Consider the following 16,879-nt stretch of genomic DNA (forward strand, 5'->3'; position numbering starts at 1 on the left):
CCCGGTGTTGTGGGGGGCCGGGGGGGGGTCACTCGCGGGGGGGGGGCTCCCGGGGGCTATTTTGGGCGGCCGCTCACCGCTCCACCGTCGCCGTCGTGAACGGGAAGCGGACCGGGGTCGCACCGAAGGCGATCCGGCCCGCCTCGTCGCCGGCCGCCCGGATCGCCTCCGTCACCGCCGCGGCCTCCTCCGCCGGGCAGTGCACGATCACCTCGTCGTGCTGGAAGAAGACCAGCTCGGCCCGCATCCCGGCGGCCGACAGGCTCCGCCGCAGCGCCGCCAGCATCAGCAGCGCCCAGTCGGCGGCGCTGCCCTGGACGACGAAGTTACGGGTGAACCTGCCGCGCGCCCGGGCGTTCCCGGAGGCGTAGCCGGGGGTGAACCCGTCCTCCGCGACGGCCTGTTCGGGCCCCTCCTGGGGGAGGCCCGCCTCGCCGTCGTCGCCCGCGCCGACCGCTCTCGGGCTGGTCCGGCCGAGCCAGGTGCGGACGAGCCGGCCCTCCTCGCCCGCCTTCGCCGCCTCGTCGACATAGGCGACCGCGCGGGGGAAGCGGCGGCGCAGCGCCGCCAGGTTCTTCAGGCCGTCGCCGCTGGTCTGGCCGTAGATCGCGCCCAGCAGGGCGATCTTGGCGTGGTCGCGGTCGCCGGAGAAGGCCCGGTCGGACAGACGGGTGTAGAGGTCGTCGGGGTGCCCGGCGACCTCCATCAGGCCCGGGTCGCGGGAGATCGCGGCGAGCACCCGCGGCTCCATCTGGTCGGCGTCCGCCACCACGAGCCGCCAGCCCTCGTCGGCGACGACCGCCCGCCGGATCACCTTGGGGATCTGCAGCGCCCCGCCGCCGTTGGTCGTCCAGCGGCCGCTGACCGTGCCGCCCGGCAGGTACTCCGGGCGGAACCGGCCGTCCCGCACCCAGTCCGCCAGCCAGGACCAGCCGTGCGCGGTCCAGATCCGGTACAGCTTCTTGTAGGCGATGAGCGGCTCCACCGCGGGGTGGTCGATCTCCTCCAGCTCCCAGCGGCGGGTGGACCGCAGCCGGACGCCGGCCCGCGCGAACGCCTTCACCACGTCGGCGGGGAGATCGGGCCGGACCCGGCGGCCGAACGCGGCCGACACCTCGTCCGCCAGCTCGGCCAGCCGGCGCGGCTCGCCGCCGCCCGCGTACCGCTCGCCCAGCAGCTCGTGCAGCAGCTCGCGGTGCACGTCGGCCCGCCAGGGCAGCCCGGCCCGGTGCATCTCGGCGGCCACCAGCATCCCGGCCGACTCGGCGGCCGTGAGCAGCCGCATCCGGCCCGGGTGCTCGGCCCGGTCGTGGCGGCGCTGCTGCTCCGCGTAGACGGCGAGGAGGCCCTCGAAGGGGACGGAGGCGACGGGTCTCGGCTCGAAGAGGGAGTCCTGGGAGCCGGGCTCGGCGGTGCGCTGCGGCGGGTCGGGCGGCACCGGGGCGTTCCGCAGCCGGGCCCACGCGGCGGCGGCCGAGCGGGGCTCGCCGAGGCGGCCCTCGTGGCCGAGGAGCAGTTGCTCGGCGTCCTCGACGTCGTAGCACCGCTCGACCCGGACGCCGGCGGCGAGCAGCCGCGGATACACCTCGGCCGTCGACCGCCACACCCAGCGCGCCACCTCCGGCCGGGCCCGGACGGCGGCCACCAGGTCCGGCTCGCGGCGCGCCTCCCCGGCGGGCGTGCCGTCCGGCCCGAGGGGGACCAGGACCGCGCCCTCCCCCTCGGGCTCCGGGGCCAGCGCCCACCTCTCGCTCATGGGTGCGAGTCTGGCATCCGCCACTGACAACGGCGGATCGCGACATCCCGGACAGCCGCGCGGTCTACGCCGCCGCGTGGAAGAGGGCCGCCGCCTCGCCGCGGGAGGCGACGCCGAGCTTGCCGAGGATGTTCGCCACGTGGAACTTCACCGTGGACTCGCTGATGTGCAGCTCCCCGGCGATGTGCCGGTTGCGGTGGCCGAGCGCCAGGTGCCGCAGGACCTCGATCTCCCGCTCGCCCAGCGTCGTCAGCGGGTGCGCGGGCCCGGCCGGGGCGTCCGGCGCGGCCAGCGGCAGGACGGCCGTCATGGTGGTGCCCCAGTGCGGCACCACCTCGATCTCCAGCCGCCCGCCGAGGACGTCCAGCCGGTCGCGGACGGTCCCGGCGCCGGTCTCGCAGGCGCCGACGAGGCCCGGGCCGTCGTCGCGGACGGCCGCCCGCAGCTCGTCCTTGGTCAGCTGCCAGCCGACGTGGACCCGGCTCAGGCCCTCCTGTTCCAGGACGATCAGGAGCAGCGCGCGGACGATGGCCCGGGCGCCGTGGGCCACGTCGGCGGCGACCGAGCGGGTGTCGTCCGGCGGGCCGAGTTCGAGCCGGACCGGGCTGTGCCGGAGCAACGGCCGCAGCTGGTCGGCGAGTCGGGCGAAGGCGTCGTCGGCAGGTTCCTCGGAGATCGCCCGGTCCTGCCGCTGGGCGGCCCGCACCTCCAGGAGCGCGTCGGCGGCGAGTTCCGTGGCGGCGGCGCGGGCCGTCGTGTCGTCCAGGGTGCTGCTGCGGAGCACCGAGAGCAGCCCGGAGAGGGCGGCGGCGTGGGCGGTGGTCAGCTCGGCGCCGACCCGGGCGCGGGTGTCGGCGGCGGTACGGGACCGGGCCAGCGCCCCGGGCATGGCCTCGACCGCGAACCGGTCGAGGTGGCTCGTCACCACGTCCCACAGGGCCTGCGCCAGGGCCAGTCCGGCCGGTCCGGCGGGTGCGGAGCCGTCCTCCCGCAGCAGGAGGAGCAGCGCGTGGCGGGCGGTGGCGCCGCTGGTCACCGCGAGGACCGTGCGCGGCCGTCCGCCGAGCCGCACCGTCCCCTGCCAGGGTTCGCCGGGCACGCCGGCGGCGAGCAGCGGCGCCAGCTCGGCGGTGGTCAGCCCGTCGGCCTCGCCGGTCGTCTTGAACGGCGAATGGGCGCAGTGCGTGGCGAGTTCGGCGGCGCCGGTGTGCGGGACGACCGGCGCGAGCACGGCGGAGAGCTGCGCGAGGATGCCGTCGAGCGGCCGGCTGAGGATCTCGTGCACGGCGGTCAGCGTGAGCGGGTCCATGACGGCCAGCGTAGGGGCCGTCCGGCCGTCGAGGGCTGGTCTTTCGGACAGGTGGGACTGGCCGGAGGGCGGGCCGGGAAGAGGGACGGCCCGGCGCAGTCTTGATCGTGTCGAGAAGCGAACGCGCTGACACGGAGGGCGACATGGCGACGGTGGCGACGATGGAAGCGATCCTCTTCGAGGAGTTCGGCGGCCCCGAGGTGCTGCGGCACACGACGGACGCCGAGGTCCCGGTGCCGGGCCCCGGCGAGGTGCGGCTGCGGGTGGCGGCGGCGGGCGTCAACCCGATGGACTGGAAGGTGCGCCGGGGGCTCCTGGAGGAGTTCTTCCCGACGACGTTCCCCGCCGTGCCGGGGATCGAGGTGGCCGGCACGGTCGACGCGGTCGGCGAGGGCGTGACCGGACTCGCCGTCGGCGACGAGGTGTTCGGCTGGTCGACGACCGGCGCGTACGCCAGGTACGCCCTCGCCGGCGGCAACCTCCTGCCGAAGCCGGCCGGACTGTCCTGGGAGGCGGCGGCCGGGCTGCCGGTCGCCGGCGAGACCGCGGCGCGGGTCCTGGAGCAGCTCGGTGTACGGGAGGGCGAGACGCTCTTCCTGCACGGCGCGGCGGGGATCGTGGGCACCATCGCCGTCCAGCTGGCGGTCGCCGCGGGCGTCACGGTCGTCGGCTCGGCGTCCGTGTCCAACCACGCGTACCTGCGGGAGCTCGGCGCGGTCCCGGTCGCGTACGGCGACGGGCTCGCCGACCGGGTGCGGGCCGCGGCGCCGCAGGGCGTCGACGCGGTCTTCGACGCGGCGGGGCACGGGGTGCTGCCGGTCGCGATCGGGCTGCTCGGCGGGGAGGGCGTGGCGGACAAGGCGCGGATCGTGACGATCGCGTCCGTCGACGCGGCGGAGCACGGCATCGCGTACAGCCTCCCGGAGCAGGACGCGGAGCGGGTACGGGGCTGGCTGAGCGCCCAGGCGGAGGGCGTCCTCGCGGGCACCCTGCGCCTCCGCCACGCGCAGACCCTCCCCTTGAAGGAGGCCGCCCGGGCCCAGGAACTCAGCGAGACGGGCCACACCCGAGGCAAGCTGGTCCTGGTCCCCTAGCCGGCTCCGCCGAGGGCCCGCGTTCCGCTGGGCGGTGCCCACCCCGGCCGGCGCGCGGCCGGAGCGAGCGGGGGGCGGTGGCCCGGCTCCGACCCCGGCCACCGCCCTGTTCCACGATGGGGGGTCAGCGCGTGAGCCGCCAGGCGGGGAGGGCCGTCGCGGCGACGGCGACCAGCGCGCAGACCCCCGCCGCCGCGCCCGTCGGGCCCCAGGGGACGGCCAGCGCGACCGGCGCGGAGAGCGCGGCGAGCCCCGCGCCGAGGGCGCCGAGGATCGCGGCGGTCACGCCGAGTCCGAGCACCGTGCCGACGGCGACCGCGAGGACCGCCTCGCCGGTCACCGCCCGCAGCGCCTGCGCGCGGGTCGCGCCGGCCAGCCGGAGCGAGGCCAGTTCGCCGCCGCGTACGGACGTGGCCATGAGCAGGGTGCTCGCCAGCGCGATCACCGTGTAGAGGAGGACCAGGACGAGGATCAGGCGGAGCCCGGTCCGGGCCGCCTCGTTGACGGGCGCCGCCGCGGCGGCGGGGCCCGCCGCCGGCAGGGGCCGGTCCGACTCCAGCCGGTCGAGCGCGGCGCCGGGCGCCTGGGCGCGGGTGACGTACGGCCCGTTGTCGCCGGTGCCGCGGGCCAGGACCGCCGCCACCCGGAGCCGTACCGGACCGCTGCCGTCGGCCCGCCACACCTCCACCTCCTCGCCGACCCTCCGCTTCTCGAACTCCTCGTTGACGACGATCGACCGGTCGTCGAGGTCCCGCAGGTCGCCCGCGACGACGGGGAGCCGGGCGAGGGCGGCGAAGGCGGCCGGGTCGGCGACCGCGCGGGCCCCGTACTTCACGACCGCCTCGGCCCCGTCCCGTACGAAGAGCGAGGTCGGACCGGAGGCGGCGACGACCGCGCCGGCCGGGACCGCCTCCGGCAGCTCCACCGTCCGCCCCTCGACGACGTACGGCGCCGCCGTCCGGTCCCGCGCCTCCGTCTGCTTCGCCAGCGTCACGCTCTCCGACGCGCCGAAGAGCGTCCCCGCCAGCGCCACGGTCACCAGGACCGGCGCGGCGACGGCGGCGGTCCGGCGGACGGCCGCCGCGCCGTTCTCCCGGACGAGGAGCCCGACGGCCCCGCGGCGCGGGACCGGGAGGAGCCGGGCCACGGGCCGCACCAGCAGCGGGGCGAGCAGCGCCGCGCCGCCCATCAGCAGCATCGGCAGGGTCGTGTACGTCTTCCGCTTGAGCAGCGCCTGCGGCTCGGTGGCGTACGTCCACACCAGCAGTCCGAGCCCGGCCAGGAGCAGCCCGGCGCCGAGCAGCGCCCGGCCCGGCGGCAGCACGTCCCGGTCGACGTCGGCCTCGCGCAGCGCGTCGGTCGGGCCGGTCCGTCCGGCGCGGTGGGCGGCGGCGGCCGCGCCGGCGAGGGCGACGCAGAGGCCCGTCCAGAAGCCCAGGTGGTACGGCCATGCGGCGCTCCCGCCCGCCGCCGACGCGAACCACTCCGGTGCCAGGCCCCGGGCCACCAGGGCCCGCGCCATCGGCGGCGCGGCGAGCGCGCCGAGCGCGCAGCCCGTCGCGGACGCGGTCACGCCGAGCACCGCCGCCTCGGCGAGCAGCAGCCGCCGGACCTGGCCCGGGGTGGCCCCGGCGGTGCGGAGCAGCCCGAACTCGCGGCGGCGCAGCGCCACGGAGAAGGCGAAGACGGAGGCGACGACGAAGACGGAGACGAAGGCGGCGACGCCGCCGGCGGTGCCGAGGAGGGCGTTGAGGCCGGTGAGTTCGTGTCCGTCGCGCGCGTGGCCGGGGTCGGCACGGCGGCGGTCGTCGCCGGTGAGCACCTGCGCCCGGTCGCCGACGACGGCCCTGACCCGGTCGGCGGGGGCGTCGAGCCCGACGGCGTCGGGGGCGGCGGCGGTGCCCGCCGGGTGCTCGGTCAGGGTCCACCGGGCGCGGAGTTCGCGCAGCAGGGCCGTGTCCACAGGCTGTGGACGGTCGAGCGGCCGGGAGACGAGGGCGGTACCGGGGCCGCGCCGGACCTCCACGGTGAGCCGGTCCTGACCGAGGACGACGACGGGGGAGGAGGCGAACCGTTCGGGGGCGTGGGCCGGCGGGTCCAGGGCGGCGGCGAGGCCGAGCCCGGTCGCCGTGAGCAGCCCGACGCCGAGCGCCAGCGCGAGGAACCCGCCCAGGAAGGAGGCCCAGCGGGCCCGCAGCCCGCCCACCACGACGCTCAGCATGCCGCACCCGCCGTCCCGGCCGCCCCCACGCGCGCGCCCGCGCCCGTGCCGCCCGTGTCCGGAGTCCTCTCGCGCGCGCCCGCGCCCGTGCCGCCCGTGTCCGTCCCCGCGGCGGCCTGGTCCGTGGCCGCCGCGGGTCGCAGGGACGCCAGCGTCGCCGCCACCGTGTCCGCCGTCGGGGCGACGAGTTCGCCCGCGAGGCGGCCGTCGACCAGGAAGACGACCCGGTCCGCACGGGCCGCGGCGAGCGGGTCGTGGGTCACCATGACGAGCGTGCGGCCCTCCTCGTCCACGAGGGACCGGAGCATGTCCATCACCTCCGCGCCGGTCGTGGAGTCGAGCGCGCCGGTCGGCTCGTCGCCGAAGAGGACGGCGGGCCGGGCGATCAGCGCCCGCGCGATGGCGACCCGCTGGCACTGGCCGCCGGAGAGCTCGGCGGGCCGGTGCCGCTCGCCGCCCGCGAGCCCGACCCCGGCGAGCGCCGCCCGGACCTCGCCGCGCGCCGGACGGCGACCGGCCAGCCGGAGCGGGAGGGCCACGTTCTGCGCGGCCGTCAGGGTCGGCAGCAGGTTGAAGGACTGGAAGACGAAACCGATCCGGTCCCGCCGCAGCAGCGTCAGCCGACGCTCGCTCAGCCCGTCCAGCGCCGTGCCGGCGACCTCGACGCGGCCCGCGTCCGGGCGGTCGAGCCCGGCGGCGCAGCGCAGCAGGGTGGACTTCCCGGAGCCGGAGGGGCCCATGACGGCCGTGAAGGTCCCGGCGGCGACGTCGAGGTCGACGCCGTCGAGGGCCCGTACGTTCCCGTGCCGCCGGACGAGCCCCCGGAGCCGCACGGCGGCGGGGGCGGAGGGAGGAAGGGTGCTGGTCATGGCTCCAGCGAACCGTTCCGGCACCCCCCGGGTCACGCCGTCTGCCGGGCGTCCCGAGGGTAGGGCCAGGCATACCCCGCCCGGGGGCCGGGCGCACCCCGCCGCCCTGAGACCATCGGAGGAGGAGAGTCGGCGCGGGGCACGGAGAGGGCACGGTCATGCGGGACGAGGCACGGGAGTCCACGGTCGAACGGGCGCTGCGGGAGTCGCTGCACGCCCGCGACGACCGCTCCCTCGACACGGCCGCGTCCCTGCTCGCCGCCGACCCGGGCGCCGACGCCGGTCTCGCGCGGCGCGGCGAGGAGTTCGTACGGACCCTGTGGGAGCGCGGCTGGCAGCCCGCCGACCTCGCCCGGACGGTCCGCCGCGAGCTGGCCGAGGAGCACCTGCGGCTGCTCGGCGGGCTGGTGCGGGCCGAGACGGCCCGGTACGCGACCCTGCCCCGGCGCTGGCGCGAACAGCTCGACGCGCTGGACGAGGAGGCCGCGGGGGCCGTGCCCGGCGACCGCTTCTCGTACGCGACGGCCGTCCTGGAGCTGTACCGGCTGCTGGTCCGGCTGCCCCGGCTCGACGCGGTGGGACCCGTACCGGGCGAGACCCTGCCGCCCGCGGCCGTCGGGGAGCCGCGGATGCTCACCCGGATCCGGGCGCTGCTCGCCAAGGCGGAGGCCACCGGCTACCCGGAGGAGGCCGAGGCGCTGACCGCGAAGGCGCAGGAGCTGATGGCCCGGCACAGCCTCGACGAGGCGGGCCTCGCGGCGGGCGCCCCGTCGCCGCAGACGCCCGGCGCGATCCGGATCGGCGTGGAACCCCCGTACGAGCAGGCGAAGGCGATCCTGCTCGACGCGGTGGCGACCGCCAACCACTGCCGGGCCGTGTGGAACGAGGCGTACGGCTTCTCGACGGTCGTCGGCTTCGAGGCCGACCTCGACCCGGTCGAGCTGCTGCACACCTCGCTCCTGGTGCAGGGCACGGCGGCGATGACCCGCGCGGAGGCGGAGCAGCGCAAGGGCGGCCGCAAGCGCACCAAGTCCTTCCGGCAGTCCTTCCTGCTCGCGTACGCGAACCGGCTCGGTGCCCGTCTGGAGGCGACCTCCCGGCGGGTGGCCGCGGAGGCCCCGACCCTCCTCCCGGTCCTCGCCTCCCGCGAGGTCGCGGTGTCCGCCCGCACGGACGAGCTCTTCCCGGAGACGCGGGCCACCCGGGTCCGCGCGATGTGGGACGAGGACGGCTGGAACCACGGCGCCACCGCCGCCGAGTCCGCCACCCTCACCCCGGACCGGGCCCGCCTGGACGGCCGCGGCCAGGGCTGAACCCGGCGCACCGCCGGAGCCGGACCGATCCAGGCGCACCGCCGTGCCCAGGGGGGAACCGTGGGGTGAAATGTCGGGTTGTGCGGAGATCGTCGCTACGCTCGGATCATGAGCTGGCTCCGGGCGCTGAGGGAGACCGCCCGCTCCGGCCTCACCGTCGAGCGGCGGCGGCTCGCCCCCGCCATCGCCGCCCGGGGCGCCCTCGGGCTCGCCCTCGTCGTCGGCTTCTCGCTGGCCCTCTTCGGGCCGGCCGTCGCCGCCTCGTCCGCGTTCGGCGCGTTCCAGGCCGCCATCGCCACCTTCCAGCGGTCCTGGCGGCCCCGGCCGACCCTCGCGCTCGCCTCCGGCGGCAGCCTCGCCGTCTCCACCTTCCTGGGCTATCTGACCGGGTCCCACACGCTCCTCTTCCTCACCCTCCTGCTGCTGTGGACCTTCCTCTCCGGGCTCGCCTGGGCGGCCGGTCCCACGGCCGGCCTCATCGCCTCCTCCAACGTGGCGATCATGCTGGTCACGGTCACCCTGCCGACCTCCGTCGCGACCGCCGCGGGCCACGCCGTCATGATCTTCGCGGGCGGGGTCGTCCAGGCCGCGCTGGTCGTGCTGCTCCCGGTCCGGCCGTGGGGCGCGCAGCGCGACGCGCTCGCCGACGCGCTCGCCGCCGAGGCGGACTACGCCCGCCGGCTGCGCCACGACCCGGTCGCCCCCTTCGACCCGGTGCCGCTCATGACCGCCCGCAGCGCCGCCGCCGTCACGCCCCGGCAGGCCCGGCGCCGCCCGGCCGAACTGCACGGGCCCCGGCGGCTCGCCGAGCGGATCCGGCCGGTGCTGGCCTCGCTCGCGGACCCGGCCGTCGGCGCCCCCGCCGAGGGCCCGCAGCGCGACCGCGTCCGCGAACTGCTGGCCGCGGCCGGGGAGGTCCTCGACGCCGCCGCGCACGCCATCCGGCACGGCGAGCCGGTGCGGCTGCCTCCGTCCGCGGTCGCCGCCCTCCGCACCCCGGACACCGGCACGATCCTCGACGACCGCTCCCACCGCGCCGCCGTCCGCCTGGCCGCCCTCCTCGACGACGTCGTCGAGACGGCGGAACCCCGCACGGAGACGAGCACGCGCCGGACGGAGACGAGCACGAAGGCGAGCACGGCGGACGGCACGACGCCCCCGGAACCCGACGCCCCCGCCGCCCCCGCCCCTCACGCCGCCCACGCCGCCGCGGCCGCCCGCAGCCGCCCCACCCTCCTCCGCCTCGCCCCGCTCGTCCTCGCCGCGATGCGGGCCGAGGTGCGGCCCGGGTCGCCGATCCTGCGGCACGCGATCCGCGTCTCCGCCGTCACCGCGGCCGGCTATCTCCTCGGCCTGGTGCTGCCGTTCGGGCACGGCTACTGGGCGCCGATGGCGTCCGTGATGGTGATGCGCCCGGACTTCTCGCAGACGTACGCCCGCTCGGTGGCCCGCTTCGGCGGCACGCTGGTCGGCGTCGCGCTCGCCACCGCCGTCGTGCGGACCGCGCACCCGGGGACGTACCTCCTGGCCGGCCTCGCCGTCCTCTGTGCCTTCGGGATGTACCTGCTGATGCGGACGGGGTACGCCGTCAGCCAGGTCTGCGTCGCCGCGTACGTCGTCTTCCTCCTCGGCATGGAGGGCTCCGGGGTGACCCAGACCGTCCGGGACCGGGTCACCCTCACCCTCCTCGGCGGCCTCCTCGCGATGCTCGGCTACGCCCTCTACCCCGCCTGGGAGACGCCCCGGCTGCGCGGCCGGCTCGCCGACTGGCTGGCCGCCTCCGGGCGGTACGCGGCGGCCGTCGCCGCCCGGTACGCCGCCCCCGCCGGGCCCGGCAGCCCCGATGTGCGCGAGGCCCTGCTCGCCGCCCGCGCCGCCCGCGTGGCCTGGCAGGAAGCGCTGGGCCGGGCCGGCCACGAGCCGGTGCGGCACCGGGGGCTCTCGCACGCGGCGGCCGAGGACGCGGGGCACGCCATCGCCGAGTTCGGGCGGGCCGCCATGCTGCTGGAGGCCCACCTCCCCGACCGCGGCGCCCCGCCGGTGCCCGCCGCCGCCGGCCTCGCGGAGGCGCTGCGCGAGGCGACCGAGCGGGGCGCCAAGGCGGTCCGCGAGCGCGGGACGCCCGCCTGGGACGACCTCCGCGAGACCGTCGGCGCCTGGGACACCGAGGTCACCGACCCGCTGCTGCGGAAGGCGGCGCGGCTGCTCCTGGCCGCCCTGGACGAGCTGTCGGCCGCCCTCGCGACCGCCTGACCGCCTCCCACGAAAATCTTCACCGCGCTGTCATCCGGAGCCGGTGCGGGCGGAGTTGAGAAGGGTGGAAGACCGTCCGGAACCAGGAGCGATCCCATGAAGAAGTACCTGCTCGCCACGGGCGCCGCCGTGACGGCGGCGGTGGCCGCCGCCGCCCTCGCCACCCCGGCCGCCGCCGCACCCGCCCACGACACCACCACCGCCGCGTCCGCCGCCGTCTCCGCCGCGCCCTCCGCCGCGTGGCGCACCGTCCGCTCCGGCGAGCGCGTCGACGCCGGCGGCGGCTACACCCTCTGGCTCACCCGCCAGGGCAAGCACTGGACCGGCCCGGACGGCTTCGAGCAGTTCCGCAGCGTCGTCGACGGCAACCTCGACCTCACCCGGCCCGCCCTGAGCCACCAGGGCGAGGGCACCTTCCACTCGGGCGTCTACGGCGGCCCGGAGCTCCCCGGGCGGGTCGAGGTGACCGACGCCGAGGGCCGGGTCACCCGCGCCACCCTGCTCCAGCTGCCCGGCCGGCCCGGTTGGGGCGTCTGGTACGCCCACACCGCCCCGTCCGACCACGACGTCTCCGTCGCCTTCTACGCCGCGGACGGCCGGCTCCTCGTGGAGCTGCCCGGCATATACATCTGACGGGCCGTCCACCATGCTCGGCGGGGCCCGGCACGGGGCGGGCCCCGCCGCACCACCTCCCGATCGCGAGGTCCGCCACCGTGACCCACCCACCGGCTCCCGAGCCCGGCACCGGCACCGGCACCGACGCCGACTTCGCCGCCTTCGCCGTCGCCGCCTGGCCCCGGCTCGTCCGCACGGCCCGGCTGCTCACCGGCGACTTCCACGAGGCCGAGGACCTGGTGCAGACGACCCTCGCCAAGGTGTACGGCCGCTGGCACAAGGTCCCGCGCGACGAGATCGACCTCTATGTGCGCCGCGCCCTCGTCAACAACAACCTCAGCCGCCTGCGCCGCCGCCGGGTCGCCCACCTGCTCGTCCCGGTGCTGCCGGAGCCCGCCCGGCACCGGGACGCGGGCCACGCCGAGCACGTCGAGGAACGGGCCGTGCTCTTCGAGGCGTTAGCCGATCTGAGCGACCGCCAGCGCACCGTGATGGTCCTGCGGTACTGGGACGACCTGACCGAGCAGGAGATCGCCGACGTCCTCCAGTGCTCGCTCGGCACGGTGAAGACCCACGCCCGGCGCGGCCTCGCCGCCCTGCGCGCCCACCCCCGGCTCGCCTCCGCCGCCCCGCCCCTGCCGGGCCCGCCCCTCCGCACCCCCTACGGAGCCCGCCCATGACCCCCGCACCCGACGCCGGGCCCGATGCCGCCGAGGCGTGGGACGACCTGCTCCGCGCCGAGTTCGCCCGCGCCGCCCACGACGTGACCCCGGGTCCCGCGCCCGTCGCCGCGGTCGTCCGCGAGGGCCGGGCCCGCCGCCGGCGCCGTACCGTCGCCCTCTCCTTCCTCGCCGTCCTCGGCGTCTCGGCCGCCGTCGCCGCCGGCACGGCCCTGACCGGCGACCCGCACCCCGCCGCCGGCCTCGCCGCCCCGCCGGCCCCGGTCACCACCGTCACGGCGACCGCGACCGCCACCGCGTCCGCCTCCGCTCCGTCCGCCTCCGACGCCCCTCCCTCGCCCTCCGTCCCCCGGAGCTCCGCCACCGGCGCGCAGGTCCCGGCCCCCGTGCGGACCGTGGCGGCGGGGGAGCGGGTGGCCGCCGCGCCGGGGTGGACAGTGTGGCTCACCGCCCGGGGCAAGCACTGGAAGGGCGGGGTGGACGGCCTCGAACAGTTCCGCAGCGTCACCGACGGCAACCTCGACCTGCGCACTCCCGGCCTCAGCCACCAGAGCGAGGGCACCTTCCACTCCGGCCTCTACTACGGCACCCGGGACGCCGGCCGGGTCGAGCTCGTGGACGCCCGTGGCCGGACCACCCCCGCGACCCTCCTCACGCTGCCGGGCAGCCCCGGCTGGGGCGTCTGGTACGCCGTCGCCCCCGACGAGACCGCGGCGGGAGCCCGTCTCCGCGACCGGGCGGGCCGCCTCCTGTCGGAGCTGCCGGCGGTCTGACCTGCGCAGGCGCCCGGGCAGGGAACCCCCGCCCCCGCGAACCCGTCCACTCGGATGGGAAGATCGCGGGGGCGGCCGCCCGTGTGCGTCCGCGCCCCGGGGGAAGTCGCACGCTGCGTCGCGTAGCGGCTACGCCACGCCTCGTGCACGTGCATCTGCTCATGCATCCGCATATGAACGCAGCTATGATCCGGGGAAGTTGACACCTGTACCAAGCAACTCGGGGAGCTACCAGTGCACCACGCGCACCACGCGTACAACGGCATGGCGGCCACGGAGCTGCGGGGCGTCGTCTGGCAGAAGAGCAGGCACAGCAACTCCCAGGGTTCCTGCGTGGAGTTCGCCAAACTGCCGGGGGGAAACGTTGCCGTGCGCAACTCCCGCCACCCGGACGGGCCCGCGCTCGTCTACACGCCGGCCGAGATCGAGGCGCTGCTGCTGGGTGTCAAGGACGGGGAGTTCGACCACCTGGTCTGACGGCCCGGCCCACGGACAGCGAGAAGGCCCCGGCGGTGACCGCCGGGGCCTTTCTCCTCGTACGCACGTTTCTCCGCGTACACAAGGTGCCGTCGTACGCAGGGGGCGGGCGCGCCTACTCCTCCGGGCCGACCCGGAACAGCGCCCACACCACCTTGCCCTGGAGCCGCCCGGCCAGCGGGTGCCAGCCCCAGCTGTCGCTGAAGGACTCGACCAGGAACAGGCCCCGGCCCGACTCGGCGGAGAAGTCCTCCTCGCCGCCGCGCGCCTCCGGGCTCGCCCCGCTGGGGTCGCGCACCGCGCACACCAGACGGGACGCCCAGCGCATCAGGTGCAGCCGCACCGGCGGGCCCTGCGCCTCGTCGGGACCGCCGCCGTCCGGCACGGCGTGCCGCAGCGCGTTGGTCACCAGCTCCGAGACCACCAGGGCCACGTCGTCGAAACGGTCGCCCAGGTCCCAGCTGTCGAGCGTCTGGCTGGTGAACTTCCGGGCCCCGCGCACGGCTTCGTACCGAGGCGGCAGGGCGCAGGAGGCGGAGGTGGAGACGGCGCCGGGATCGATCGGCGGGAGACCCTGCCGTAAAGGCTCGAGCACGGTCGATCCATTCGTCCCCATGCGAGGCACTCCCGGGAATCGCGGTGGTGGTGCGACAACGGTGCAAACAGTGCGAAACATTGCGACAACACGACAACGCGAACGAGTACGCGGCTGCGCGGGGTCCATGGTTCCGAATGCGCCCACGGGATGCAAGGGCAGATGCACGTGCACGCGGCCGCCGGATGCCGGACCTGTCCGACCCTGTGGTGAATCTGTGGAAATCTTCTTGACGCGGGCGTGTCCGACCCTCGTCCGGATCTCACCCCTCTGCCTCCCCTTCCGTAACCAGATGTGTACGCGCTGAAGCGTTTGGTGGCAGAATCCGGGGCTCGACGGGGGCTCGTCACCGTGAAGGGAAGGCTGGAGCCGTGACCGCAGGCGAAATGAACGGAGCGGGCGGGAGCGTCGTCCGGCGCATCCTCCTGGGCTCCCAGTTGAGGCGCCTGCGCGAATCGAGGGGCATCACCCGCGAGGCCGCCGGCTACTCGATCCGCGCCTCCGAATCCAAGATCAGCCGCATGGAGTTGGGAAGGGTGAGCTTCAAGGCCCGGGACATAGAGGATCTGCTCACTCTCTACGGCGTCACCGAGGAGACCGAGCGCGGCGCGCTCCTGGGTCTCGCCCGCGAGGCCAACCTCGCCGGCTGGTGGCACAGCTTCGGCGACGTCCTGCCGGGCTGGTTCCAGACGTACATCGGCCTGGAGGCCGCCGCCTCCCTCATTCGCGTCTACGAAGTCCAGTTCGTGCACGGCCTGTTGCAGACGGAGGAGTACGCCCACGCGGTCGTCTCCCGGGGCATGCCCGGCGCCTCGCAGGCCGAGATCGACCGCCGCGTCGCCCTCCGCGTCGAGCGCCAGAAGGTCCTCGTCTCCGAGCGCGCCCCGCACTTCCACGTCGTCCTCGACGAGGCCGCGCTCCGCCGCCCGTACGGCGACCGGGCCGTCATGCGCGGCCAGTTGAAGCACCTCATCGAGATCTCCGAGCACCCCGGGGTGACCCTCCAGGTGATGCCCTTCAGCTTCGGCGGGCACGCCGGCGAGAGCGGCTCCTTCACCATGCTCAGCTTCCCCGAGTCCGACCTCTCCGACGTCGTCTACCTGGAGCAGCTCACCGGCGCCCTCTACCTCGACAAGCGCGAGGAGGTCGCCCAGTACGCCGCCGTGATGGAGAAGCTCGCGAAGGACAGTCCGGATCCGGCCGAAAGCCGTGATCTTCTCCGTGGACTCCTCCAACTCTCCTGAGACATCAGTACGATGACGGCGCATCAGTAGCCCCGGCGACCGGGCGCCCGCGCGCTCCCGGCCGACCGGCAGCCGGCAGAGGGGTCCATACGTCCATGTCGCACTTCACCGACCTGGCCCACCAGTTCATCGACGGCGAGTGGAAGCCGGGCAGCGGCTCCTGGGACATCATCGACTTCAACCCGTACACCGGGGAGAAGCTCGCCTCGATCACGGTGGCCACCGCCGAGGAGGTCGACCGGGCCTACCGGGCCGCCGAGCGCGCCCAGGCCGCCTGGGCCGACACCAACCCCTACGCCCGCCGGCTGGTCTTCGAGCGCGCCCTGCGGATCGTCGAGGACCGCGAGGACGAGATAGCCGAGACGATCGTCGCCGAGCTCGGCGGCACCCGCCTCAAGGCCGCCTTCGAGCTGCACCTCGCCAAGGAGTTCCTGCGCGAGGCGATCCAGCTGGCGCTGCGCCCCGAGGGCCGCATCCTGCCGTCGCCGGTCGACGGCAAGGAGAACCGCGTCTACCGCCTCCCGGTCGGCGTCGTCGGCGTCATCTCCCCCTTCAACTTCCCCTTCCTCCTCTCCATCAAGTCGGTCGCCCCGGCGCTCGCGCTGGGCAACGCGGTCGTCCTCAAGCCGCACCAGAACACCCCGGTCTGCGGCGGCACCCTGGTCGCGAAGATCCTGGAGGACGCGGGCCTGCCCGCCGGCCTGCTCAACGTCGTCGTCACCGACATCGCCGAGATCGGCGACGCGCTGCTGACCCACCCGGTCCCGAAGGTCATCTCCTTCACCGGCTCCGACAAGGTCGGCCGCCACGTCGCCACCGTCTGCGCCCAGAACTTCAAGCACGCCGTCCTCGAACTCGGCGGCAACAGCGCCCTGATCGTCCTCGACGACGCCGACCTGGACTACGCGGTCGACGCCGCCGTCTTCAGCCGCTTCGTCCACCAGGGCCAGGTCTGCATGGCCGCCAACCGCATCCTGGTCGACCGCCGGCTGGAGGCCGAGTTCACCGAGAAGTTCGTGGCCAAGGTGAAGACCCTGCGGGTCGGCGACCCGGCCGACCCCGGCACCCACATCGGCCCGCTCATCAACTCCCAGCAGGCCGAGTCGGTCTCCGGCGTCGTCGAGCAGGCCGTGGCGGGCGGCGCCACCGCGCTGCTGCACGGCACGGTCGAGGGCAACCTCGTCTCCCCGTCCGTGCTGACCGGCGTCCCGGCCGACGCCCCCGTCCTCAGCCAGGAGATCTTCGGCCCGGTGGCCCTGATCATCCCCTTCGACGGCGAGGACGAGGCCGTGCGGATCGCCAACGACACCCCGTACGGGCTCAGCGGCGCCGTCCACACCGCCGACGTCGAGCGGGGCGTCCGGGTGGCGAAGCGGATCCACACCGGCATGATCCACATCAACGACGGCACCGTGCACGACGAGCCGATCGTCCCCTTCGGCGGCGAGAAGCACTCGGGCATCGGGCGGCTCAACGGCGACGCGATGGTGGACGCCTTCACCACCCAGAAGTGGATCTCCATCCAGCACGGCCGGAGCCGGTTCCCCTTCTAGGACCGGATCTGTCCTACTTCCTTCGTAGTGTGGGGGGGGGGGCGGGCCCGCCCCCCCGCGCCCCCCCCGCAAAAGGCGCCCAAAGTGTGGGGGTGTTTGGGCGGGGGGGGCCCCCGCCGGCCCCCGC

14 protein-coding genes are annotated in these 16,879 nt (G+C 76.0%); 9 read left to right on the forward strand and 5 right to left on the reverse strand.

The features are described 5' to 3' along the window. Positions 1-73: 73 nt before the first annotated feature. Both ACFW1I_RS08930 and ACFW1I_RS08935 read right to left on the reverse strand, forming a co-directional pair. Entirely contained in the window at positions 74-1,756 is a 1,683-nt protein-coding gene (locus ACFW1I_RS08930) for a bifunctional 3'-5' exonuclease/DNA polymerase (protein WP_384667694.1), read from the reverse strand. Between the two features lie 64 nt (positions 1,757-1,820). Further along, positions 1,821-3,065 carry a LuxR C-terminal-related transcriptional regulator gene (locus ACFW1I_RS08935; RefSeq protein ID WP_384667697.1) on the reverse strand — a complete coding sequence of 415 codons (1,245 nt, stop codon included), beginning with the start codon at positions 3,063-3,065 and terminating at the stop codon, positions 1,821-1,823. A 161-nt stretch (positions 3,066-3,226) separates the two neighbouring features. Here ACFW1I_RS08935 and ACFW1I_RS08940 point away from each other — a divergent pair, with 161 nt between their 5' ends. Continuing rightward, positions 3,227-4,159, forward strand: a complete 933-nt coding sequence (locus tag ACFW1I_RS08940; RefSeq protein WP_384667753.1) for an NADP-dependent oxidoreductase — start codon at positions 3,227-3,229, stop codon at positions 4,157-4,159. 124 nt (positions 4,160-4,283) lie between these two features. Here ACFW1I_RS08940 and ACFW1I_RS08945 read toward each other — a convergent pair whose 3' ends face one another. Continuing rightward, a complete protein-coding gene (locus ACFW1I_RS08945; RefSeq protein ID WP_384667700.1) occupies positions 4,284-6,380 on the reverse strand; it encodes an FtsX-like permease family protein in 2,097 nt (698 codons plus the stop codon). Continuing rightward, on the reverse strand, positions 6,374-7,249 hold the full coding sequence (locus ACFW1I_RS08950) for an ABC transporter ATP-binding protein (RefSeq protein WP_384667703.1): 876 nt from the start codon (positions 7,247-7,249) through the stop codon (positions 6,374-6,376). Before ACFW1I_RS08950 ends, ACFW1I_RS08945 begins: the two co-directional genes overlap by 7 nt. Positions 7,250-7,407: 158 nt before the next feature. Here ACFW1I_RS08950 and ACFW1I_RS08955 point away from each other — a divergent pair, with 158 nt between their 5' ends. The 6 genes from ACFW1I_RS08955 to ACFW1I_RS08980 all read left to right on the forward strand — a co-directional run bounded on the left by ACFW1I_RS08955 (position 7,408) and on the right by ACFW1I_RS08980 (position 13,360). Next, positions 7,408-8,562 carry a DUF2786 domain-containing protein gene (locus tag ACFW1I_RS08955; protein WP_384667706.1) on the forward strand — a complete coding sequence of 385 codons (1,155 nt, stop codon included), beginning with the start codon at positions 7,408-7,410 and terminating at the stop codon, positions 8,560-8,562. Positions 8,563-8,670: 108 nt separating this feature from the next. Next, entirely contained in the window at positions 8,671-10,815 is a 2,145-nt protein-coding gene (locus ACFW1I_RS08960) for an FUSC family protein (RefSeq protein ID WP_384667709.1), read from the forward strand. 96 nt (positions 10,816-10,911) lie between these two features. Next, positions 10,912-11,448, forward strand: coding sequence for a hypothetical protein (locus ACFW1I_RS08965; RefSeq protein WP_384667712.1), 537 nt, complete (start codon positions 10,912-10,914; stop codon positions 11,446-11,448). A gap of 80 nt (positions 11,449-11,528) precedes the next feature. Next, entirely contained in the window at positions 11,529-12,110 is a 582-nt protein-coding gene (locus ACFW1I_RS08970) for a SigE family RNA polymerase sigma factor (RefSeq protein ID WP_384667715.1), read from the forward strand. Next, a complete protein-coding gene (locus ACFW1I_RS08975; protein ID WP_384667718.1) occupies positions 12,107-12,883 on the forward strand; it encodes a hypothetical protein in 777 nt (258 codons plus the stop codon). The genes ACFW1I_RS08970 and ACFW1I_RS08975 overlap by 4 nt, the downstream gene beginning before the upstream one ends. Before the next feature lie 264 nt (positions 12,884-13,147). Further along, positions 13,148-13,360 carry a DUF397 domain-containing protein gene (locus tag ACFW1I_RS08980; protein ID WP_030219358.1) on the forward strand — a complete coding sequence of 71 codons (213 nt, stop codon included), beginning with the start codon at positions 13,148-13,150 and terminating at the stop codon, positions 13,358-13,360. Positions 13,361-13,475: 115 nt separating this feature from the next. Here the strand turns inward: ACFW1I_RS08980 and ACFW1I_RS08985 are convergent, their stop codons facing one another. Continuing rightward, positions 13,476-13,976 (reverse strand): ATP-binding protein, encoded by a 501-nt coding sequence (locus tag ACFW1I_RS08985; RefSeq protein ID WP_384667721.1) that lies wholly within the window; start codon positions 13,974-13,976, stop codon positions 13,476-13,478. 350 nt (positions 13,977-14,326) lie between these two features. Between ACFW1I_RS08985 and ACFW1I_RS08990 the strand changes: the two genes are divergently transcribed. Continuing rightward, positions 14,327-15,199, forward strand: a complete 873-nt coding sequence (locus tag ACFW1I_RS08990; protein WP_384667724.1) for a helix-turn-helix domain-containing protein — start codon at positions 14,327-14,329, stop codon at positions 15,197-15,199. Between the two features lie 95 nt (positions 15,200-15,294). After that, positions 15,295-16,752, forward strand: coding sequence for an aldehyde dehydrogenase family protein (locus ACFW1I_RS08995; protein WP_384667727.1), 1,458 nt, complete (start codon positions 15,295-15,297; stop codon positions 16,750-16,752). Positions 16,753-16,879 lie beyond the last annotated feature (127 nt).

The organism is Streptomyces sp. NPDC058955 (assembly GCF_042741435.1).
Lineage (GTDB): Bacteria > Actinomycetota > Actinomycetes > Streptomycetales > Streptomycetaceae > Streptomyces.